Raw genomic sequence first — 20,174 nt, 5'->3', positions numbered from 1 at the left:
CCGGGTCAGCGGATGCCGTCGCGGTTGCCGTGCTCCATGTCGCGCAGCAGATTCGCGGTCTTCGTCTGTCCTTTGCTGAAGTTCTCGAACGTGCCCGCCATGTTTCGTGCGCCCTTGATCAGGTTGTCCCTGGTCGTGGTGTAACCGCCCGAGCCGTCCGGGCCGTTGGCGAAGTTACGGCCGATACTGTCGTTGCCCCAGCAGTTCCCCCGCGCCGCGATCGACGTGCTCAATCTGTCTATGATGCCGGTGATCCGGTCCTGGACATGCCCCGTCTTCTGGGCCGCCTTGCGGAACAGATGCTCATCGAATTCGACATTGTCCGCCATCGCGTCCGCTCCTCCACCCTCGAGTCCTTCCCACCCACGGTAACAGCGGATGACTAATCACCAGTGACGTCAACGTGAACGGGAAATTCCTCGATGTTTGCGGGCAGACTTCGTGCCCAGGTCGAGCGAGGCGCGGATCACCAGATGCGCTCGGAGCCCCCAATTTTCGGGGCAAGACAACAGCTCACAGCTCCACCATAAGGGTGACCGGACCGTCGTTCACCAGGTCGATGTGCATGTGCGCGCCGAACCGCCCGGTGGCCACGGTTGCGCCGAGTTCGCGCAACGCCTCCGCGAAGTGCTCGACGAGTGGTTCGGCGACAGCGCCGGGCGCGGCCGCCGACCACGACGGACGCCTGCCCTTCTTCGTGTCCGCGTACAGCGTGAACTGGCTGACCACCAGAATCGGCGCGCCGAGGTCCGCGGCCGAGCGCTCCCCGTCGAGGATGCGCAACCGCCACACCTTGTCGGCCAATGCCCGCGCGGTCGCCTCGGTGTCGGAGTGCGTCACGCCGACCAGGGCGACCAGGCCGTGCGGGAGGCCGTCGACCACCGGATCGATCCTTCCGACGACCTGCTCGCCGACCGTCACCCGGGCCGATCTCACGCGCTGTAGAAGGGCTCGCACAACCCTCGATCATGCCTTCCGCCATCGCGTCGGCCGCCGCGCGGGTCGCCGACCGCCGAACGACCCGGTCTGCCTGGCGGGATACAGGTGCGCGCGGGCGGCAAGCGTGACAAACTCGGTGCGCAGAAGAATGTGTTGCGCGGTTGCCGCGCGTTGGCGGAGGATCATGCTGGAAACGAGGAGCGCGATGGATCTGGACGCGATGGAGCGTCAGATCGCGGCGGATCGGTATGCGGCCCTCGACCGGACGGTCGAATCCGAATTGCGCTTGGCCACCTCGCTCGGCGAACTCGCCAAGGGGCTGATCGCCACCAAGAACAACGGCTCGACGCGCGACCGCACAAGGGAAGCGCTGGCGCCCGCCGAAGAAGCGGTGGCGATCCGCCTGCGCCTGCTGTCCAGGGGCCAAGTGCTCACCGCCCGTCTGGCCGGGGAATTGAACGACGCGCTGCGCTCCTTCGAGCAGGCGGCACGGCACAGCGGGCGCAGGGAACTGGCCACCACGACGATCCGGCGCGCCTGTGACGTCTACCGGCAAGTGGCGCGGGCGCATCCGGAAGTCGCGGGCCCGTGCGCCGACGGCCTGTCCAAGTGCGGTGTCTGGCTGGGCAGGCTGGACCAGGACGCCGCCGTGGCCGCGACCGAGGAGGCGGCCCGCATCCGCGCCGGCCTGGCCGCGGCGAACCCGGAGTTGTCCGGCAAGTATCTGGCCAGCTTGAGCACGCTGCTGCGCACGCTCATGGTCGGCCGGTCGCGCAAGCAGGCCATCGCCATGTACCGGGAGCGGTACGCCGCGTTCACCTCCACCACCATGTCGATCCGGTTGCGCGCCTGCGGCATCCAGGACCTGGATCTCACTCCCAAGTCGCACCGGGCGCTGGTCGAACTGGGCTGCCGCACCCTGGAGGGAGCCGGACGGCTCACCCAGCAGCAGATCATGTTCAAATCCTCCGGCGACCTGTCGACCGTCGAGGAGATCAACTGGAAGCTGGCTCTCGTCGGCCTGCGACCGCTCGCGCCGGGCACCGAGCAGGATCAGCCGTCGACGCCGGTCCAGATCGGCTCCACCTTCGGCGCGCTCAGCGTCTACGTGCCGGAACGGGACGCCATCGCCCAGGTGCGCGCCGCGATCATCGCGGCCTACGCCGTCGACGACGCCTATCCCCTCGACCGCGACAGCTATCTCGGTACGACCGAGTCGAAGTGGAAGATCCGCGAGCCGAAGCTGAACACCTCCGCCACCCTCGGCGACGACATCGTGCTGATCGACCAGCCCTACGGCGGCTGGGTGACGGTCATGAGCCTGAACTGGGAACTCACCCCGGTGGCGAAACATCCACTGGCACTGCGCCTCTCCCAGGACTGGCCGGTCGCGGCGATCACGGTCACGGAGGACGTGGCCTACGAGTTGTGCTGGTACGAGCGCGGTACGGCCACCCAGTACGCCGCGCTCGGCCGTCCTGCCGGGCAGGCCCCCCTCGACAAACCGCTCGCGCCACTCGATTTCGAGACGCTGGCCTTGTACAACCCCGACCGGGCGACGGAGAGCAAGCTGCGCGCGGCCTTCGGCAACACGAAGGTGTTCGCCAACCTCACCTACCTGCCGGACTGCGGCCTGCGCCAGATCAGTGTCGACACGCCGTTGTCCGAGCACGGCGACCGCGTGCTGTACTTCCGCACGACACCCTGAGGCGCGCTGCCGCGGTATCGATTTGCGGCAAGGTAGCGCACCCGTCAGCGACGGCGCTGAACAAAACTCCCCGCGTTCTCGCCCCGCGTCTACACAGGTCGCTTGACCAGGAATTACGTACGCCGAGTTGAACGCGGGGCATCCCCGCGCACCCTACCGGTAACCACACCCGCCGGTAACCGGCGGGCGAACGAATTTCTCGAGAACTAATTGAACGGAATGTTTGATCCGCTCCATGGAGTGCTCTACTGAGACAACGCCCGCACGATGAACCGGATCACAGCACTGGTGCCGCAGCGCCGTCCGGGCGGCTTGGAAAAAGTCACACGAAGCTACCCGAGGGCCCTATGGACCAACTGGCGTTGGCGGATACCCCGACCGCCCGATGCGCCTACTATCGACACACCTGCGACCTGCCCGCCGGAGTCCATCCGGAGATAGGCCGAATCGTCCTCCGCGCCGGATTCGTCGGCGCGATCACGATGCCCGCCGCGTTGGGGCAGAAAGTTCGCGACGATCTCACCCATCGACGAATAGCGTTGGGCCCGATCGTTTCTCACGTTCGGTCCAAACGGTGGACCTTCCTCACCCGCCCCGACTTACCCGACGACGTCCGGCTGTTCGCGGAACTGTTCCGTCTCAACGTCTCCATCGTGCCCTCCGGCGGTGAGATCGCACTGCCGTCTCCCGCCGTGGCCGACGCCGACTATCGGCACTGGATCGTGGCTCCCGAGAACGGTTTCCGTCCCTCCGGCTCGTCCATCATCGACACCGTACGGTCCTGCACGAGAACGGCCGGGCGATGACCACCGGGGCGGTTCTTCCGGCGAAACATCAAGTGCTGCAAGCCTGCCGAGGCGAGATGCACGAGAGCAATCCGATGCTGCGCTGCGCACACGAACTCACCACGTTGCACGAACGCAGGCTCAGCGCGGGACCCGAATCACTCGGCGAGATAGACGCGTTGCGTGCGAGCCTGATTCACGACATCGATCGCTGGATCACCACGCAATTGCCGCCCGCCCACGGCGCGGCGCACGTGCACACCGAGACCGTCGGCGCCGTGATCGATCGCCTGGCCCAGTTCACCGCGAACGCCTACGCGGCGCTGGCCAGCAGTTCGGAATGGGATCTGTGGGACGCCTGGCAGCGCTTGGCCGAACTGGCCGTCGGCTACGACGACCTGGCCGCCGAGGTCTGCGCGGGCGTCCGGAGACTTCCCGGCGCATCTTAGGTTCCGTCGCGGCTCCCCATCCGTAGAGTGAAACGGATGGGGAGTCCGGACGACTACGAAGAAAAACTCGCCTTGCACACCAGAAGGGCGAGTTCGTTCGGCGCACATGCCGTCGCGTACGCCGAACACCGTCCCGATTATCCCGCCGCGGCCATCCGCTGGGCGCTGGCCTCCGTCGCCCACCGGCGACCGTTGACCGTCCTCGATCTCGGCGCCGGAACCGGCAAGCTGACCGAGGGTCTGCTCGAAGCAGGCGCCACCGTGATCGCCGTCGAACCGGACGAGCACATGCGCGCCGAACTCGCCCGCCGATTCCCGGACGTCGCCGCCCACGCCGGTACGGCCGAAGCCATTCCGCTCGCGGACGATTCGGTGGACGCGATCGTCGCGGGGCAGGCTTTCCACTGGTTCGACTTGGACCGTGCCTATCCGGAGTTCCTCCGAGTGCTGCGGCCCGGCGGCGTTCTCGCTGCCTTGTGGAACACCGACGACAGCTCCGTGGAGTGGGTCGCGGGGCTGAAAAAGGTGGCCGGGTCCAGCGTATCCACGCCCCTGCCGCCGAGCGAACAAGTGGCGCTACCCGACCACCCGCTGTTCCGCCGGCACGTGTTCGAGCGGTCGACCTTCCCGCACCGACATCGGCGCACCGCAGAGTCCCTGACCGCGACCATCGGTACGCAATCGCACACGGTGGTGATCTCCCCCGACGAGCGGACCGAGGTGCTCGCCCGGACCAGGGCCTATCTGCTGGCGAGGCCGGAGACGGCCGAAGGCGAATTCGATCTGCCGATAGTCACTTTGGTGCTGCGAACGACTCTGCGCCGCGCGGATTGAACGGCTACTTACGCACACGAAATAGCCAGGCCACAGCGTTGCCCGCCCCGTCGCGGTGTCCACGGAGCAGGCCGGATAGCGGCGAACTGCGGCGTGCGCCAAGCCGATTCGAGTAGCGGTCTACTCAGGTCACCGGCTACTGCCCCGCCATACGCTGACGGCATCGTTCAGAACAGTTCGAAACCAAGGAGAAAGTAACCGTTCCACCCCGCACGGGCACCGACCGGCCCACCGCTTCGGCTCGACGCGAAGGACGCGGGTGCAAGGAACGACGTCACCGATCCAGCGAACGCTGGGTATCGCCCGGTGGCGTGTCGGCGCATGGTGCCTGCACGCGGAGAAGCGGCGAGATCGACCAGGAATCCTGGCGTCGGTGCGGCTCGTTTCCTCGCCGCGCAGTGTCACCGAACCGGACCCGTCCGACGGCCGTGCACTACTCCGGACGCAACGTCAAGATCCGGGGTCCGTCCTCCGTGACGGCGACCGTGTGCTCCCAATGTGCCGCACGACTGCCGTCCACGGTGACCACGGTCCAGTCGTCGTCGAGCACCTTCGTCTGGGTGGTACCGAGCGTGAGCATCGGCTCGATCGCGAGCACCGATCCCACCACGAGCTTCGGGCCCTTACCGGGCTCGCCTTCGTTGGCGAGGAACGGATCGAGGTGCATCTCGCGCCCGATGGCATGCCCACCGTAGCCGTCGACGATGCCGTAGCCGCGCCCGTGCTCCTTCTCGGCAGCACGGGTGCCCAGCTCGATGGCGTGCGAGACGTCGGTCAGCCGGTTACCGGGCAACATCGCCGCGATACCGGCCTCCATCGACGACTTGGTCGCCTCGCTGAGCAACCGATCGGCCTCGATGATGGTGCCGACGCCGAAGGTCCAGGCCGAATCGCCGTGCCAGCCGTCGAGAATCGCGCCGCAGTCGATGGACACCAGGTCGCCCTCGGCGAGAATCTCCCCCGCCGTCGGAATCCCGTGCACCACGCGGTCGTTCACCGATGCGCAGATGGACGCCGGGAAGCCGTGGTAGCCCTTGAAGGAGGGCACCGCGCCCGCGTCCCGGATCACCTGCTCGGCGACCTCGTCCAGTTCCGCGGTGGACACGCCGGGCTTGGCGGCCGCGCGCACGGCCACCAGAGCGCGGCCGACGATCGCGCCCGCCGCCGCCATGGCGTCCAGTTCGCCTGCCGTCCGGAACGGCACGACCTTCTTCTTGCGGTTGAAGACCATCCGCCCTCAGCGCTCCATCGCGAGTCGGCTCAGTGGCCCAGCGCGCGCAGCGCCCGCGCGTTGACGTCGTCGACCTCGCCGACGCCGTCCACCGAGACGACCAGGCCGTCGTAGTGGTCCAGCAGCGGCTCGGTCTCCTCGCGGTACACCCGCAGCCGGTTGCGGATCACGCTCTCGTTGTCGTCGGCGCGGCCGCGCGCGAGCATCCGCTCGACAACGGTGTCCTCGGGGACGACGAAGCGCAGCACCGCGTCGAGCGTGGTGTTCATGTGCTTGAGGATCTTCTCCAGCGCGTCGGCCTGGTCGACCGTGCGCGGGTAGCCGTCGAGGACGAATCCGTTGGCGGCGTCGGGCTCGTTGACCCGCGCCTCCACCATGCGGTTGGTCACGTCGCTGGGCACCAGGTCGCCCGCGTCCATGTACTTCTGCGCCTCGCGACCCAGCGGGGTCTGCTGGCTGATATTCGCGCGGAACAGGTCCCCGGTGGAGATGTGCGGAACGCCCAGCTTCTCCGACAGCAGGACGGCCTGGGTGCCTTTACCGGCGCCCGGCGGACCGAGCAGTACAACTCTCACTTGAGGAACCCTTCGTAATTTCGATTCATCAGCTGGCTCTCGATCTGCTTCACGGTGTCCAAACCGACGCTCACCATGATCAGCACCGCGGTACCGCCGAACGGAAGGTTCTGGGTACCGCCGGAGGCGCCGATGTCGAGGAACAGGTTCGGCAGCACCGCTACCAGACCGAGATAGATCGAGCCGGGGAGGGTGATACGGCTCAGGACGAAGTTGAGGTAGTCGGCCGTCGGCTTACCGGGCCGGTAGCCCGGGATGAAGCCGCCGAACTTCTTCATCTCGTCGGCGCGCTCCTCCGGGTTGAAGGTGATCGCGACGTAGAAGTAGGTGAAGAACACGATCAAGCTGAAGTAGATCGCGATGTACACCGGGTTGCCGGGATTCACCAGGTATTTCTGGATGATCTCCTGCCACCAGCTCGGATTCTGGTTGTTCTGCGACCCCGTCAGCTGCGCCACCAGGTTCGGCAGGTACAGCAGCGACGAGGCGAAGATGACCGGGATCACGCCCGCCTGGTTCACCTTCAACGGCAGGTAGGTCGAGGAGCCGCCGTACATCTTCCGGCCGACCACGCGCTTGGCGTATTGGACCGGGATCCGGCGCTGGCCCTGCTCGACGAAGATCACGGCGGTGATGATCGCCAGCGCGGCGACACACACCAGTCCGAAGACCAGACCGCCCCGGCTGTCCAGGATCGCCTTGCCCTCGCTCGGGATGCGGGCGGCGATACCCGAGAAGATCAGCAGGGACATACCGTTGCCGATGCCGCGCTCGGTGATCTGCTCGCCGAACCACATCACCAGCGCCGCGCCCGCGGTCATCACGAGCACGATGATGATCATGCCGAAGATGCTGGTGTCGGCCAGGATGTCCTTCTGGCAGCCCTGCAGCAGCTGGCGGCGGGCCGCGAGCGCGACCAGGCCGGTGGCCTGCAGGATCGCGAGGGCGATCGACAGGTATCTGGTGTACTGCGTCATCTTGGTCTGGCCGGATTGGCCTTCCTTGCGCAGTTCCTCGAACCGCGGGATGACGACCGTGAGCAGCTGGATGATGATGCTCGCGGTGATGTAGGGCATGATGCCGATCGCGAAGACCGACAGCTGCAACAGCGCACCACCGGAGAACAGGTTGATCAGCTGGTAGATGCCGCCGGACTCACCGCCCGAGACCAGGTCGATGCACTCCTGGACCGCCTTGTAGTCGACGCCGGGGGACGGCAGCGAGGCACCCAGCCGGTACAACGCGATCAACCCCAGCGTGAAGAGAATCTTCCGCCGTAAGTCCGGAGTCCGGAAGGCCGATACGAAGGCGGAAAGCACTGATCCTCCTGGCGAACGACATGGTCATGACATGGATGTTCAGCGATGTCCCTGCTCGACATAGAAGGGACGCCGAAAACCACGACGAGGCTTGGCAGACAACAATTGAACTCTAACAGTGGCACCGGACGAGCTCTCCACTCGTCCGGCGCCGCTGTAATGCAGAGTACCGTCAGCCCAGCTCGGTGACGGTGCCACCGGCGGCGGTGATCTTCTCCTTCGCCGCGCCGGTGACCTTGTCCGCGGTCACCTGGACCGCGACGCCGATCTCACCATCGCCCAGGACCTTGACCAGCTGGTTCTTGCGAACCGCACCGGCCGCCACGAGCTCGGCCTTGCCGACCTCGCCGCCCTCGGGGAACAGCTTCGCGATCTTGCCGACGTTCACGACCTGGTATTCCGTGCGGAACGGGTTCGTGAAGCCCTTGAGCTTGGGCAGCCGCATGTGGATCGGCATCTGCCCACCCTCGAAGGCGGCCGGGACGTTCTTGCGCGCCTTGGTGCCCTTGGTACCACGGCCCGCCGTCTTGCCCTTGGAGCCCTCACCGCGACCCACACGGATCTTCTCGGTCTTGGCGCCGGGAGCCGGACGCAGGTGATGCAACTTGATGGTCATGTCAGACCTCCTCAACGGTCACGAGGTGGCGCACGACGTTGATCAGCCCGCGGTTCTGGGCGTTGTCCTCGCGGACCACGGTCTTGCGGATACCGCGCAGACCGAGGGTCCGAAGACTGTCCCGCTGATTCTTCTTGGCGCCGATCGAACTCTTGATCTGGGTCACCTTGAGATCTGCCATTACTTGACACCTCCGGCAGCCTGAGCGCGCGCACGCAGCATGCCGGCAGGGGCGACGTCCTCGAGCGGCAGGCCACGGCGGGCCGCGACCTCTTCCGGACGCTGCAGCTGCTTGAGGGCAGTGACAGTCGCGTGCACGACGTTGATGGCGTTGTCGCTACCGAGCGACTTCGCCAGAATGTCGTGGATACCGGCGCACTCCAGCACGGCACGAGCCGCGCCACCGGCGATCACACCGGTACCCGGCGAGGCCGGACGCAGCATGACCACACCGGCGGCCGCCTCACCCTGAACCGGGTGCGTGATGGTGGAGCCGATCATCGGGACGCGGAAGAAGTTCTTGCGAGCCTCTTCGACACCCTTCTGGATGGCGGCGGGAACTTCCTTGGCCTTGCCGTAGCCGACGCCGACCAGGCCGTTGCCGTCACCGACGATCACGAGGGCGGTGAAGCTGAAGCGCCGACCACCCTTCACGACCTTGGAGACGCGGTTGATCGCGACGACCCGCTCGAGCTGGTTCTTCTCCGCGGCGTTGTCGCGACGGTCGCCACCGCCCCGACGGTCGCCGCCACCGCGACGATCGCCGCGGCCGCCCTCGGGGGCGCTGCCATTCTGTCCGGCGGGTCCGCTTCCGCCGTCACGCCTCTGACGTCCCGGCATCAGACGTTCCTTCCGTTCTTGTTATCGATCATCAGAATTTCAACCCACCTTCGCGAGCGGCATCGGCCAGTGCGGCGATCCGGCCGTGGTAGTCGTGCCCACCACGGTCGAACACGACGGCCTCGACACCGGCGGCCTTGGCACGCTCGGCCAGCAGGGCGCCGACCTTCTTGCTCTTGGCCGACTTGTCGCCGTCCACCGCGCGCACGTCGGCCTCGATGGTCGAGGCGGCGGCGATGGTCTTGCCGACCGAGTCGTCGACCAGCTGCGCGTGCAGGTGGCGCGAGGAGCGGTTGACCACCAGGCGCGGACGCTCGGTGGTACCCGCGAGCTTCTTGCGCAGGCGGAAGTGACGGCGCGTCTTCGACAGACGGCGCTGCGTCGACACGTCCTTGCCCAGGGGGATGCGCTTGGCCTTCTGGTTTTCGGTTTGCGCCATGATCACTTACCCGTCTTTCCGACCTTGCGGCGAACGACCTCGCCGGCGTAGCGGATGCCCTTGCCCTTGTACGGGTCGGGCTTGCGCAGGCCGTGGATGACCGCCGAAATCTGGCCGACCTTCTGCTTGTCGATTCCGGACACGGAGAACTTGGTGGGCGACTCCACCGCGAACGTGATCCCCTCGGGGGCCTCGATCGGCACCGGGTGGCTGTAGCCGAGGGCGAACTCGAGGTTCTGGCCCTTCAGCGCCACGCGGTAACCGACGCCGAAGATTTCCATCTTCTTCTCGTAGCCCTGGGTCACGCCGACGACCATGTTCGACACCAGAGTGCGGGTCAGGCCGTGCAGTGCGCGGCTGCGGCGCTCGTCGTCCGGACGGGCGACCTCGAGCTGGCCGTCCTCGCCCTTGGCGACGGTGATCGGCTCGGCGACGGTGAGCGACAGGGTGCCCTTGGGCCCCTTCACCGAGATGTCCTGGCCGTCGATGGTGATGTCGACGCCAGCGGGGATTGCGATGGGCTTCTTACCAATACGCGACATTGTCCTGACCTCCCTTACCAGACGTAAGCGAGGACTTCGCCGCCCACGCCCTGCTTGGCCGCCTGCTTGTCGGTCAGCAGGCCGGAGGACGTGGAGATGATCGCCACGCCGAGGCCGCCGAGCACCTTGGGCAGGTTGGTGGATTTCGCGTACACGCGCAGACCGGGCTTGGAGACGCGGCGCACGCCTGCGAGGCTGCGCTCACGGCTCGGGCCGTACTTGAGGTCGACGATGAGCGTCTTGCCCACCTGTGCGTCCTCGGTCCGGTAGTCGGCGATGTAACCCTCGCGCTTGAGGATCTCGGCGATGTTCGCCTTGAGCTTCGAGTGCGGAGCCTTCACCTGATCGTGGTACGCCGAGTTGGCGTTGCGCAGACGTGTCAGGAAGTCTGCGATCGGATCAGTCATGGTCATGGTTCGACCTAGACACCTTTCTCGCCGCGGTTCCCATACAGCGCAGCCATGCACATCGGCATGCCCAGCGGTGGGCCTACGACAATTCGGATGGTCCGGCCGACCCTTGCCGACCGGAGGAGGTTCGATCGCCCGAGCGCACGCATGCGGACATGGAGGTGCCCAGGCAACCGCTCTAGTGTAGGCAAGGGGTTCACCTGGGCAAAATCGGGGTCTGCGAGGTGCCCGCTTCGCTGGACTCATGACCAGCGGAAACAGCCCGTGACCGGGCTAACATGAAGCCATGGCAAGTCCGAGCACCGAACGACCGGACCTCCCCGAGTACATGACGTGGGAGGAGCTCGAGCAGCTGCCCGAAGAAATCGCCGGGCAGATCGAACTGTGGGATGGGCGTGTCGTCTGGCTACGACGGGGGCCTGCCGAACATCAGGCGTTCACATTCGCGCTGACCAGCGCCCTGAAGCGAAGCGCTCGCGAAGGCATGGCGAAGCAGCCCGAGCGCTGCTGGCGCGTCGACTTCGAAACCAATGTGTTCTTCGGCCAGGCCGGAAAATCCGACTTCGTGACACCCGATTTTCTCGTCTATCGCTGCCTGGATGCTCCTTATCAAGACATCCGAGCCGACGACGTCCTGCTGGTCGGCGAGGTCCTTTCTCCGTCGAACACCCAGACCGACATGTACGCCAAGCAGGCGCGTTATGCCAGGGCAGGCATCCCCATGTACTGGGAGGTGACGCTGGAACGCGAGAGGAGTGCCATCGAGATGGTCCGCGCTTTCGCGCTGGAGACGACCCACGGCAAGCTGCTTCCGCCCGGCGTGCACCCCTTGCGCACGGCCAACTACCTCGTAACGGACGAGTGGTCCCCGAAGAACTCCGATGCCATCACCATCGAATTCCCGTTCCCGATCCACATCCCCTGGTCGGAGCTGGAGTTCTGACCGCGCCGCCTACCGCGAGGAGGCCGAGGGCAAACCCGCTATCGAGATGCGAAGAATATGCGAGGCCGAACACGGCCCCACCCACGACGAGTTCCTTCGCACTATCGAGAAGGAAGAGCTGTGATGCCCCACAGTCGATGGCAGACGGGTAGCGACCAAGGGCTGACCGAGCCCGAGGCCGTCAGCGAAGTGCTTCATGAAATCAGACTGGCCATGGAACTCGCCGCCGCCGTATGCAACCGTCGCACGGAGCTCGGACTCACCCAAGCGGAACTCGCCGACCGGGCGGGACTGACGCAGGCGAAGATCTCCCGGATCGAGGGATCCGACGCCGTCCCCACCCTTCCGCTGCTGACAAAGCTGGCACGAGCCCTGGACGCTTCGCTGCACATCACCATCGACGCCGACGACGCACGCGTCAGCTTCACACCGCACACCAGCGCGGCGTAGCGCTCGCTGCGCCCGGCTTCCGGCGTTCGTCCCCTCGCACAGAGCCGAAATGAACCGCCTCCCATATGGCTCGCGACAGCTTCGCGCACACCTCTGCCACAGTGTGCATACGCCTCTCGAGCGAATCACGGTCCACGCTGATACTGCCGACTTGGCCGTCATCGAGGACGCGGCAATGCGGACGGGCGTCAGCAGTGCGGATATCCTTCGCGACGCTATTCACCTGGCCGCGATGCGGGTCCGCCGATCGCGGCCGCTACGCCTGAATCGTTTCGCCAGCGGCGATCCCACACTCGCCGAACGCGTCGACGACATCCTCGCCGGTGACCTCGATTGCAACCCGGACCGCCGATGACACGCGGCGTCCGCGAGTGGCACACCACTGCGTCATCGGCCGAGTAAGCCTCTCGACGGTGTGCCACTCGCGGCCCCGTCGCACGGGGTGAGAGCCGGGACCGTGATGCGGCCGGTGTGCGGGTCCACACCTGCGGCGAGTCCGCCGATACGGCGATAGAACGCGCACCTGGTGGTGGGAGTGTCTCGAAAGGAGCCTTCCTGCATGTGTTCCCCTGCCGTCGAATGAGTCGGAAGCGCGCCTAGAGCGAATTGCTCGTCACTTCGAACCGACAAAGCCCTGTTCAGCGGCCCGGCGCAGGCACAGCACACCAGCCGGGCACCGCCCGCTTCGGCCTGATTCGCGTATTCCCGACAACTTCTCCGAAAGCCCTGGACAGCATCGAATTCTGCGGTATCAATGGATGCAGTTCAGACCGTGTGCTGGATTCATTCATCTGGGGAAAGCCGATGACCGAAGTCGAGTCGCCGACGCTGCTGCGCCGCCAGCTCGGCAGATTTCTGCGCGAGGCGCGTGAAGGCCGGGGCCTCACGATCGCCATCGCCGCGAAGGAAGTTCAACTCAGCTTCAACGGGCTACAACGCCTGGAAACCGGACGAGCGGTGAAGCCACGCCGCCAAGACGTACGCGAGCTGTGCATGCTGTACGAGGTGAACGCCGAGCAGACCGAACAGGCGGTGGGGCTGGCGTCGCGGGCGGCTACGGCGCGCGACGAGGACGGTGTCACTCCGCTCGGCGGACTGTTCTCGGATGCGTTCAACATGTACGTCGGTATGGAGCGGTCCGCCCGGCGGCTCACGTCTTACGAGGTCCAAGTGCCTGGACTGCTACAGACCGCTGACTACGCCCGCGCCTTGATCGGCGCGTTTCTGCACGACGGCTCTCCCGAGGAAATCGAACACCGCGTGCGGGTCCGCCTCAATAGGCAGGTGGCTGTCACCCGAAAGACCCGCCCCGTCGACCTTCACGTGCTTCTAGATGAAGCAGCGTTGTACCGGATGGTCGGCGGACCGAAGGTGATGGCCAACCAACATCGCTACCTGGCCGATGTCAGCACTCGGCCCAACGTCACGCTGCGCATCCACCCATATTCGGCCGGATACACACGCGGCATCCTGCATGGCTCGTTTGTTCTCTTGGACTTCGGCACCAACAGCAAGGGATCGCCGATCGAACCCCCAGTCGTCTATCTAGACGGCGGGATGAGTAGCGATCTCTATCTCGAAAGACCAGAAATAGTCCAGCGTTACACTGAAATGGCCGAAGCCATCCGCCAGACGGCGCTGGACGAGAAGACCTCGCGAGACCTGCTCCGCCGGGTAGCAAGGAGTTATGACGGTGACCGCTGACCTATCCGAAGCCCGCTGGTTCAAGAGCAGCCACAGCGCCTCCAACGGCCAGTGCGTAGAGATCGCCCACCTGAACGACGGCACGATCGGCATGCGTGACTCCAAGAACCCGACCGGCCCCGCCCTGACGTTCACCCCCACCGCCTGGGACACCTTCCTGTCCGCAACCAAACACGGCGAATTCACCCACAGCTGAGAACTTTCGAGCCCGGCCGCCCCCGCGGCCGGGCTCACACCTCCCGGCCCCACCAACTCTCCCGGTCGAGAAGACCACGCGCGACCTGCTCCGCCGGGCAGCAAGGAGTTTTGACGGTGACCGCTCACCTATCCGGAGCGCGCTGGTTCAAGAGCAGCTTCAGCGAATCCAACGGCCAATGCGTAGAGATCGCCCACCTGAACAACGGCACAGTCGGCATGCGCGACTCCAAAAACCCGACCGGCCCCACCCTGACCTTCACCCCCACCGCCTGGGACACCTTCCTCTCCGCAACCAAACACGGCGAATTCACCTGCCGATAATTCCGTGCCTTGGATCGTTTCCCGAGCGCCAGACGATCAGTAGTCCAACAGCAGCCAACTCCCAGTCGAACGACGAGCCGTGCGTGATGACGCTGGCGTCCCGAGAAGCTCGCGGGCGCTCGAATCGGGGGAGAGCCGATGCCCTCGTCGGCCGCAGGTCAGCGGCCAGACTGCATCTTCCTCGACGGCACCGGGCGTGCTGGGTCCGATGTTCGAGTGTTGCCCTCCGGGCTGGCAAGACGTCGTTCCAAGGCGGTGAAAGCACTGATCGCCTCAGGCGACTCGAAGGCCCTGTTGCGGCGACCGACGGTGAGCTGGCGCAGGATTCCGGCTTCGGCCAGACGCTGTACGGCCGCGTTCGCGGCTGGAAAGCTGCGCCCGGTCAGCGTCGCCGCTGTGGCGACGGTGAGGATGGGAGCTCCGACCAGCTTGCCGAGCAGCAGGTCGAGCGCGGAGTTCGCCCGTATCGGCGCCACTCGATCTCGCCACGATCTCTGCAATTCAGCAGCTTTCATTTCGAAAGCGGTCGCATCCTGCGCCGCGCGAGTACAGGCGGCGGCGAAGCGCGCCACCCAGATGTTCAAGTCGTCGGTGGCCTGTTGGGAATCGGACTCACCGACGTACCGGAAGCGAGTCAGACCGTCGATATAGCTGTCGCTCCACGTGGCGAGGATGAGCGAGACAGGCGCGACGACGCGTTCGGCCACGCCACGACGGCGCAGGATCAGATGGATCAATGCTCGACCGGTTCGGCCGTTGCCGTCGATGAAGGGGTGGATCGTCTCGAACTGTGCGTGGGCGATGGCGGCTTGCGCGACAGCGGGCAGATCGTCGCTATTACAAAACGCGATCAAGTCCTTCATCAGTTCGGGGACGAGCTCTGGGGGCGGCGGAACGAATGCGGCCGAGCAGGGATTGAAGGAGCTGCCGCCGATCCAGTTCTGCGCGTCTCGGAAACACCCGCCGTGCTGTGCGAGTCTGGTGCCGGTGAGCAGCCGCCGATGGATTTCGAGCAGGACATCCTCGGTGATCGGCTCACCACGGCCGACTGCACCCGCGGCCAGAGCCATAGCGTCGATATTCGCCAGAACTTCGGCGGCCGTCACGTCCGATGATTCGCCCTCCAGCTGGCGCGCCGCCTCCGCGCGCAATAGCCGACGTGCGCCGACCACCAGCCCCTCGATCCGTGACGATGCGATGGCCTCGGCGCGCAACAGCAACCGAGACAACGCTTCGGTCTCGACAAGCGCTACCGCCTCGGTATCGAGACGAGTTATCGCCACCTCCGCATCGACCACATCGGCGGCAGTCTCGCTGGCCAAGACGATGCGGCGACCAGCCAGCAAATCGGGCAGGTACACCTCGTATGTGCCAGAGCCACGGTCCCGTCGAGACAGGCCGCCACCATCCAGGTTGCCGGCCCACCGCCGTCGCGCAAACTTTGCCATGCCACCTCCTTATTAAAGGTTAACAGATAACCTTTAATAAGACTGGCTCGGCTTTAAGGTTCCCCGCGAGACGGCAGCGCGGGACTGCATCCGGGCGGGCACGCTCCGGCCAGATCGCCGGGAGCCTCTCCAATCGCCACATCGCAGACGCTGCGCACCGGATACGGCAAGCCTGGCGTCACCGCGCGCGAAGCGGCACCAGGATCGATGCCCCGGTCCCGATAGGGAGACCGCGATCCCGTTCCGAACGGCCGAGCCTTACCCTTCAACAGCAAGGACTACGAACAACGCCACCTCAACTGCGATGGCAAGGGCATGACCTTCTTATGCACGCAAGTAGGGATCATCCGCCCACGGATCGCCATAGTTCTCGTACGGATCGCCCAGCTCCTGCAATCGCCGTCTGCCACTTTCGGTTATCTTCGCTCTGAAAATCTCGCTGGAGCCGATCTCGTCATCAGCGATGCTCAGGTATCCGGGCACTCCGTTATAGCCATCAGAAATACGCCTGATCGATTCCTCGATACCGACTTTCCAGGGTTCCCACCCCTCGCCACCCCCCGGGAACGCGCCGAACTCGATGTATCCATCGTTCGCCAATTCTTCGATAACACCCAGTACGTAACTTCGCGAGTATTCTCCCGCAGCGATTTTTTCGATCGTCTAATCGAACTCGCCGATCGCGGCCCAGTCGTCCGCGATATTGCAGAGAAGAAAGTTTTTCAACTTCTCGATCACGGAAAATATGCCTTCAACACCCAAGCACCAGCTCCAAACTTTTTGTCTATCCACGCTAACATAGACTACGGCTTCTCCGAAAACTCGAACTGTGGATCGTCGTTGCTCCAGATTCGCACCTTTCCCCAATCGCCCTCCATGTAATACACCGCGTCAGTATTGGTCAACACATCCACGTTTCCCAAATCTTCCGAGCCTGAAGCATCCTTATACTTCCGAAAAGATTGCTCTAGCCATTCGATGCGGCTCACTTTCACGAAAAAGAGGTTGCCACGGACGTAGCAATGCTGCTCCCGGGCGCCCGGGGCGCGATACCTCGGGTGCTCGGGTGTCAGCACCGCCTCGAGGACGAACACGACTTCGGCGGGCCGCTCGATGATATCGAGGACGTAGCTATCCTCGAGGTACAGATTAGAAAGGGCTGGATAGTCCGAGTAATCTCGCGTCATGTACGAATCCAGTTCGGTGGGGATACCGGCCAACTATTCGACAAAGCCATGCCATCGACGTGGCAATTGTCCGAGCTCTTCACAAGATGAGAGTACCAAGCACGCCGCGTCGACCGATGTATAAATCCTGTCTCCGACAGCGCTCCGCGCGAGCGGCATACGACCGACATAATTCACCGGGTCAACGACACATCTCTGATCCGGATCGGATAAACCTCTACAGATAATTTGCCCGACAGATCGACTCCGCTGGTCGATATCATGAACACCCCGCCCGTTCGACCGCAATACGGTTCACCTGTTCTCGGAAAATATCCACCACGAGCATCGAGTCCTGTAACCAACACACTCGGGCGGACCGCGCTATTACATCGTATGATAATTCCAGTTTGTTCCGATCGTCGGAGTCGATACTCACCACAAAGGAAGCGGTAGCTTCGGGGATGGCTACACGATCGGCCCCGAAAGCCTCCAAGAACTCCGACTCTTCCGGCTCAATGAACTCATGGTCGTCCACCTACACTCCTCCAACCTTCGAAATCGCGTTCTAATGACTACCATTCGCGAAAACATACCGCGTCACAGACTGAGAGTGTGGCGGTCCGGGCGCGTATGAACGCCACTCCGGCGAAGCCGTTTCCGTCGACGTTTGATTGTCCGAAACCTCACGACCATGCACTTACCGAGTGCATACTATTTATCTTTCGGAGCCAAATATCCGAAAAGCTGTTCGATCTGATTTATTCCTTCGCTCACTTCATGCGAGGGAGACTGATCCATGATCTTACGAGAATTCTGCAGGATCGGTAATCCATCATTGGTTTGCAACTCTTGTAAACGGTAGGCGATATAGTCGGAATCAGGATCGTCGACACGTCGCCCTAACTCTCCGAGGATGGCCACGAGCCCGGCTCGGCCACCGAAACGAGCCAGAACCTCGGTCGCTTCCAGTTCTACCGCCATATCATCGTCACCGAGAAGTTCGGACAGTCGTTGAATCACTTGCTCCGATGGGAGCGACCATATCTCCTGCCGTCGTTCTCGCGCACTGCTGGAGCGGATGTTTCGCCCGAGGCCAGGTATTGCTTCGACCCTTATGGCATTATCATCATTCCGGGAGTGCGCCAATATCGACGACAGCGCAAAATCGGCTTCACCGGTGTCCACTGTGAAATCTCTCCAGGTAGCGCACCCCAGACAGTGCTCCACACTCCCTCATCGCCCCATGACGTCGTGCAGATCTTTCAGGCCGCGTCGCGCATTGGGCGATATTTCTGATTCAGCAATGGCGGATGCGGTCTCCAAAACCGGAAAATCCCCTAAATTGTCGAGATCGCTGAGTCGGTATGCGATGTAATCGACATCACCGTCATCTCGCCGGCCAAGTTCTTCCAGAACCGACAGCAGGCCCTCCTGGCCGCCATATCGCACCAGAACCTCGGCGGCTTCGATTTGCATCGTGACCACGTCATCGTCCAGCATCTCCACAAGACGCCTGCGCGCCTGAGGATCGAAGATCAGGGCACTCAACTCGGAGATGGCGCGAAGCCGTACCAGTCCTTCGTCGCTTCGGGAATGCTCCAGCGCTGCCCGCAGACCAACTTGCTCATCTGCCGTGTTCACTATGGGATCTCCTCAGGTAGAGCGGGTCTGACACTGTCATTGATGGTACGCGCGAAAATCCGGCCTGTGGCGGGGTCTATATTCTTCTGAACTTCCACAACGTGCGGTGTCGGAATATATTGCCCTGTCGTCTTGTCCATGTGCGGCTTTCCGACAACATCTACTCGGCTGGTCGCCACCCCGTCAGCGTCGAAACGCGAGTAATGCGTGATGTTTCCCTGAGCGTCCCGTTTGACGAGGTATCCGTTCGGCGGGCCGCCCTGAGTTGGTAAGTTTCGCCCGGTCCATACCTGGGCGTTGTCCAACTCTTCCTTGAGTGACTTTTTCGGTGGCTTAGGGGAGTTGTCGGCCTTCTTACGCAGCCGGTCACGTAGATCAGTGACGACCTTCCTGGCCTTGACAACGGCATCCTTCGCTTCCTGCTTGATGCCCGCGATCTGTAGCGCCTTGCGCCCACGCCAGGCGAGTATGCCGTCTTTGATCTTCCCGGCCCATTTCTGCACCGTGACCAGAGCCTTGCCTGCGGTGACCGCTCCCGCCCCGAAGCTGATCAGCGAAAGGCCGATGGTGATAGCGGCGTCGATGGCGAGCTCCTGGACGAGAGAATTCAAGAAGCCCTTGATCTCGTCGCGGAGTTCCGTCAGCGCATCCTTATAGGCGATGCAGGACTGGCTGATCTGGGTGCACGAGGTCAGTAGTTGGTCGATGGAACCGGCCAGGGATTTGAGATCATCTCGGATGTATCCCGCGTCGTCGGCGGTGACGCTGTCGAACAGGCTCGCCGCGATCGTGATCTTGTCGCGGGCGTTCGTGTTCTGGTAGATCGTGCCGAGGCGATCCCAGGCGTCGGCGGCCTTGGCGAGTTTTCCCGTGTCGCCGTCGGGAACCGGGATGCCGATGTGGCTGATGATATTGATGCCCTTGTCGACGATCCCTTGGCCAGGTCCACCAGCGGAAGCCGGTACCGAGAACGGGCCGAACACAGGCATTCCCGGGTCTGTCGGCCGGTCCGGCTGCGGTGCGCCCTTCATGGTTGCGTTGGCTTGCGCGTGCGTGAAGCCGATGTCGTTGAGGGCGCTGCCGTATGCGTACAGCGTGGAGTGGACGTCCTGGAAGAATCCCACCGCTTCGTAGGCGGAGGTGTTGTAGGAGCGTGCCCACTCCTGGCCGTTCTCGTCCACGCCCGCCATCGATCCGCATTCGGACAGCTCCGCGAAGATGTACAGAAAGCTGTCCCGCAGCGCGGATGCGGCGTCGAAGCAGTTGGTGGCCGCTTGGTAGTAAGCCTTCGGATCGACAGCCAGAGCCGTCATACCCCGAGGATCCTCAAGCCCTCGGCAACAGCTCCGGCATAGCCGTCGTGGGCGAGTTTCACGGCCTCCTCCAAAGCCGTGAGCCCTTCGGCGATGTCGGTGGCTCCCGCCAACCACTCGTCGTGCGCTTCCCGGTAGGCCACCATCGCCGCACCGGCCGACGCGGCGTCGACTTCCTTGACTTTCTGGTCGATCGCCGCCAGCTGATCGGCAAGCAACCCCGCGAAGCCTCGGATCCGGGCGGCCAAGTTCTCGAGTTTGTCGAGCTCGACCGAGAAGGCCTCTGCGTCGGACATGCGG

The 20,174-nt window shown here is 64.1% G+C and carries 29 protein-coding genes; 10 read left to right on the top strand and 19 right to left on the bottom strand.

The genetic code is table 11. The features are described from left to right. Positions 1–5: 5 nt before the first annotated feature. Positions 6–329: a hypothetical protein gene (locus tag ACIHAX_RS11025; protein ID WP_356964778.1), complete on the bottom strand. Its 324-nt coding sequence runs from the start codon at positions 327–329 to the stop codon at positions 6–8. Between the two features lie 184 nt (positions 330–513). After that, positions 514–957, bottom strand: coding sequence for a D-aminoacyl-tRNA deacylase (gene dtd, locus ACIHAX_RS11020; RefSeq protein ID WP_355076151.1), 444 nt, complete (start codon positions 955–957; stop codon positions 514–516). Between the two features lie 166 nt (positions 958–1,123). Between dtd and ACIHAX_RS11015 the strand changes: the two genes are divergently transcribed. From ACIHAX_RS11015 to ACIHAX_RS11000, 4 genes are all read left to right on the top strand, one after another. Continuing rightward, complete coding sequence (locus ACIHAX_RS11015; RefSeq protein ID WP_355076149.1) at positions 1,124–2,647, top strand: hypothetical protein; 1,524 nt, start codon at positions 1,124–1,126, stop codon at positions 2,645–2,647. Between the two features lie 347 nt (positions 2,648–2,994). Beyond that, positions 2,995–3,453, top strand: a complete 459-nt coding sequence (locus ACIHAX_RS11010; RefSeq protein ID WP_356964781.1) for a DNA-directed RNA polymerase subunit beta — start codon at positions 2,995–2,997, stop codon at positions 3,451–3,453. After that, positions 3,450–3,881 (top strand): DUF4254 domain-containing protein, encoded by a 432-nt coding sequence (locus tag ACIHAX_RS11005; RefSeq protein WP_355076145.1) that lies wholly within the window; start codon positions 3,450–3,452, stop codon positions 3,879–3,881. The genes ACIHAX_RS11010 and ACIHAX_RS11005 overlap by 4 nt, the downstream gene beginning before the upstream one ends. A gap of 36 nt (positions 3,882–3,917) precedes the next feature. Then, entirely contained in the window at positions 3,918–4,715 is a 798-nt protein-coding gene (locus ACIHAX_RS11000; RefSeq protein WP_397277082.1) for a class I SAM-dependent methyltransferase, read from the top strand. 433 nt (positions 4,716–5,148) lie between these two features. Here the strand turns inward: ACIHAX_RS11000 and map are convergent, their stop codons facing one another. From map to rpsH, 9 genes are all read right to left on the bottom strand, one after another. Continuing rightward, positions 5,149–5,946 (bottom strand): type I methionyl aminopeptidase, encoded by a 798-nt coding sequence (gene map, locus ACIHAX_RS10995; RefSeq protein WP_355076141.1) that lies wholly within the window; start codon positions 5,944–5,946, stop codon positions 5,149–5,151. Positions 5,947–5,975: 29 nt separating this feature from the next. Continuing rightward, positions 5,976–6,521, bottom strand: a complete 546-nt coding sequence (locus ACIHAX_RS10990; RefSeq protein WP_355076139.1) for an adenylate kinase — start codon at positions 6,519–6,521, stop codon at positions 5,976–5,978. Then, on the bottom strand, positions 6,518–7,840 hold the full coding sequence (gene secY / locus ACIHAX_RS10985) for a preprotein translocase subunit SecY (protein ID WP_355076137.1): 1,323 nt from the start codon (positions 7,838–7,840) through the stop codon (positions 6,518–6,520). Before secY ends, ACIHAX_RS10990 begins: the two co-directional genes overlap by 4 nt. A gap of 172 nt (positions 7,841–8,012) precedes the next feature. After that, positions 8,013–8,456 (bottom strand): 50S ribosomal protein L15, encoded by a 444-nt coding sequence (gene rplO / locus ACIHAX_RS10980; protein ID WP_039795561.1) that lies wholly within the window; start codon positions 8,454–8,456, stop codon positions 8,013–8,015. Between the two features lies 1 nt (position 8,457). Next, a complete protein-coding gene (rpmD, locus tag ACIHAX_RS10975) occupies positions 8,458–8,637 on the bottom strand; it encodes a 50S ribosomal protein L30 (RefSeq protein WP_039795559.1) in 180 nt (59 codons plus the stop codon). Beyond that, a complete protein-coding gene (gene rpsE / locus ACIHAX_RS10970) occupies positions 8,637–9,296 on the bottom strand; it encodes a 30S ribosomal protein S5 (protein ID WP_039795557.1) in 660 nt (219 codons plus the stop codon). Before rpsE ends, rpmD begins: the two co-directional genes overlap by 1 nt. A 31-nt stretch (positions 9,297–9,327) precedes the next feature. Then, positions 9,328–9,735, bottom strand: a complete 408-nt coding sequence (gene rplR / locus ACIHAX_RS10965; RefSeq protein ID WP_355076134.1) for a 50S ribosomal protein L18 — start codon at positions 9,733–9,735, stop codon at positions 9,328–9,330. A 2-nt stretch (positions 9,736–9,737) separates the two neighbouring features. Continuing rightward, positions 9,738–10,277, bottom strand: a complete 540-nt coding sequence (gene rplF, locus ACIHAX_RS10960; protein WP_356964784.1) for a 50S ribosomal protein L6 — start codon at positions 10,275–10,277, stop codon at positions 9,738–9,740. Positions 10,278–10,291: 14 nt separating this feature from the next. Further along, complete coding sequence (gene rpsH, locus ACIHAX_RS10955; RefSeq protein ID WP_039795549.1) at positions 10,292–10,690, bottom strand: 30S ribosomal protein S8; 399 nt, start codon at positions 10,688–10,690, stop codon at positions 10,292–10,294. A gap of 283 nt (positions 10,691–10,973) precedes the next feature. Here rpsH and ACIHAX_RS10950 point away from each other — a divergent pair, with 283 nt between their 5' ends. From ACIHAX_RS10950 to ACIHAX_RS10925, 6 genes are all read left to right on the top strand, one after another. Beyond that, positions 10,974–11,630 (top strand): Uma2 family endonuclease, encoded by a 657-nt coding sequence (locus ACIHAX_RS10950; protein ID WP_397277079.1) that lies wholly within the window; start codon positions 10,974–10,976, stop codon positions 11,628–11,630. Between the two features lie 123 nt (positions 11,631–11,753). Beyond that, positions 11,754–12,080 (top strand): helix-turn-helix domain-containing protein, encoded by a 327-nt coding sequence (locus ACIHAX_RS10945; protein ID WP_364430791.1) that lies wholly within the window; start codon positions 11,754–11,756, stop codon positions 12,078–12,080. 151 nt (positions 12,081–12,231) lie between these two features. Beyond that, the gene (locus ACIHAX_RS10940) at positions 12,232–12,435 is read left to right on the top strand and encodes a hypothetical protein (RefSeq protein WP_364430788.1); all 204 of its coding nucleotides are present in this window, start codon (positions 12,232–12,234) and stop codon (positions 12,433–12,435) included. A 449-nt stretch (positions 12,436–12,884) separates the two neighbouring features. Then, positions 12,885–13,784: a helix-turn-helix domain-containing protein gene (locus tag ACIHAX_RS10935; protein WP_397277075.1), complete on the top strand. Its 900-nt coding sequence runs from the start codon at positions 12,885–12,887 to the stop codon at positions 13,782–13,784. Beyond that, positions 13,774–13,980, top strand: a complete 207-nt coding sequence (locus tag ACIHAX_RS10930; protein WP_355076118.1) for a DUF397 domain-containing protein — start codon at positions 13,774–13,776, stop codon at positions 13,978–13,980. Before ACIHAX_RS10935 ends, ACIHAX_RS10930 begins: the two co-directional genes overlap by 11 nt. 116 nt (positions 13,981–14,096) lie before the next feature. Continuing rightward, positions 14,097–14,303, top strand: a complete 207-nt coding sequence (locus ACIHAX_RS10925) for a DUF397 domain-containing protein (RefSeq protein WP_397277072.1) — start codon at positions 14,097–14,099, stop codon at positions 14,301–14,303. A 158-nt stretch (positions 14,304–14,461) separates the two neighbouring features. Here ACIHAX_RS10925 and ACIHAX_RS10920 read toward each other — a convergent pair whose 3' ends face one another. From ACIHAX_RS10920 to ACIHAX_RS10885, 8 genes are all read right to left on the bottom strand, one after another. Next, complete coding sequence (locus tag ACIHAX_RS10920; RefSeq protein ID WP_397277070.1) at positions 14,462–15,751, bottom strand: Fic family protein; 1,290 nt, start codon at positions 15,749–15,751, stop codon at positions 14,462–14,464. 324 nt (positions 15,752–16,075) lie between these two features. Further along, the gene (locus ACIHAX_RS10915) at positions 16,076–16,351 is read right to left on the bottom strand and encodes a hypothetical protein (RefSeq protein WP_397277068.1); all 276 of its coding nucleotides are present in this window, start codon (positions 16,349–16,351) and stop codon (positions 16,076–16,078) included. A gap of 203 nt (positions 16,352–16,554) precedes the next feature. Next, the gene (locus ACIHAX_RS10910; protein WP_397277066.1) at positions 16,555–16,938 is read right to left on the bottom strand and encodes a hypothetical protein; all 384 of its coding nucleotides are present in this window, start codon (positions 16,936–16,938) and stop codon (positions 16,555–16,557) included. A gap of 259 nt (positions 16,939–17,197) precedes the next feature. Beyond that, a complete protein-coding gene (locus ACIHAX_RS10905) occupies positions 17,198–17,455 on the bottom strand; it encodes a hypothetical protein (protein ID WP_397277064.1) in 258 nt (85 codons plus the stop codon). Positions 17,456–17,631: 176 nt separating this feature from the next. Further along, positions 17,632–18,105, bottom strand: a complete 474-nt coding sequence (locus tag ACIHAX_RS10900) for a hypothetical protein (protein ID WP_397277062.1) — start codon at positions 18,103–18,105, stop codon at positions 17,632–17,634. 48 nt (positions 18,106–18,153) lie between these two features. Next, on the bottom strand, positions 18,154–18,561 hold the full coding sequence (locus ACIHAX_RS10895; RefSeq protein ID WP_397277060.1) for a HEAT repeat domain-containing protein: 408 nt from the start codon (positions 18,559–18,561) through the stop codon (positions 18,154–18,156). Next, positions 18,561–19,874: a polymorphic toxin type 24 domain-containing protein gene (locus tag ACIHAX_RS10890; RefSeq protein ID WP_397277059.1), complete on the bottom strand. Its 1,314-nt coding sequence runs from the start codon at positions 19,872–19,874 to the stop codon at positions 18,561–18,563. The genes ACIHAX_RS10895 and ACIHAX_RS10890 overlap by 1 nt, the downstream gene beginning before the upstream one ends. Then, positions 19,871–20,170: a WXG100 family type VII secretion target gene (locus tag ACIHAX_RS10885; RefSeq protein ID WP_364430772.1), complete on the bottom strand. Its 300-nt coding sequence runs from the start codon at positions 20,168–20,170 to the stop codon at positions 19,871–19,873. The genes ACIHAX_RS10890 and ACIHAX_RS10885 overlap by 4 nt, the downstream gene beginning before the upstream one ends. Between the last annotated feature and the right edge of the window lie 4 nt (positions 20,171–20,174).

Source organism: Nocardia sp. NPDC051929 (assembly GCF_044548645.1).
Classification (GTDB): domain Bacteria; phylum Actinomycetota; class Actinomycetes; order Mycobacteriales; family Mycobacteriaceae; genus Nocardia; species Nocardia sichangensis.
This window is presented reverse-complemented; position numbering and strand designations above follow the sequence as displayed.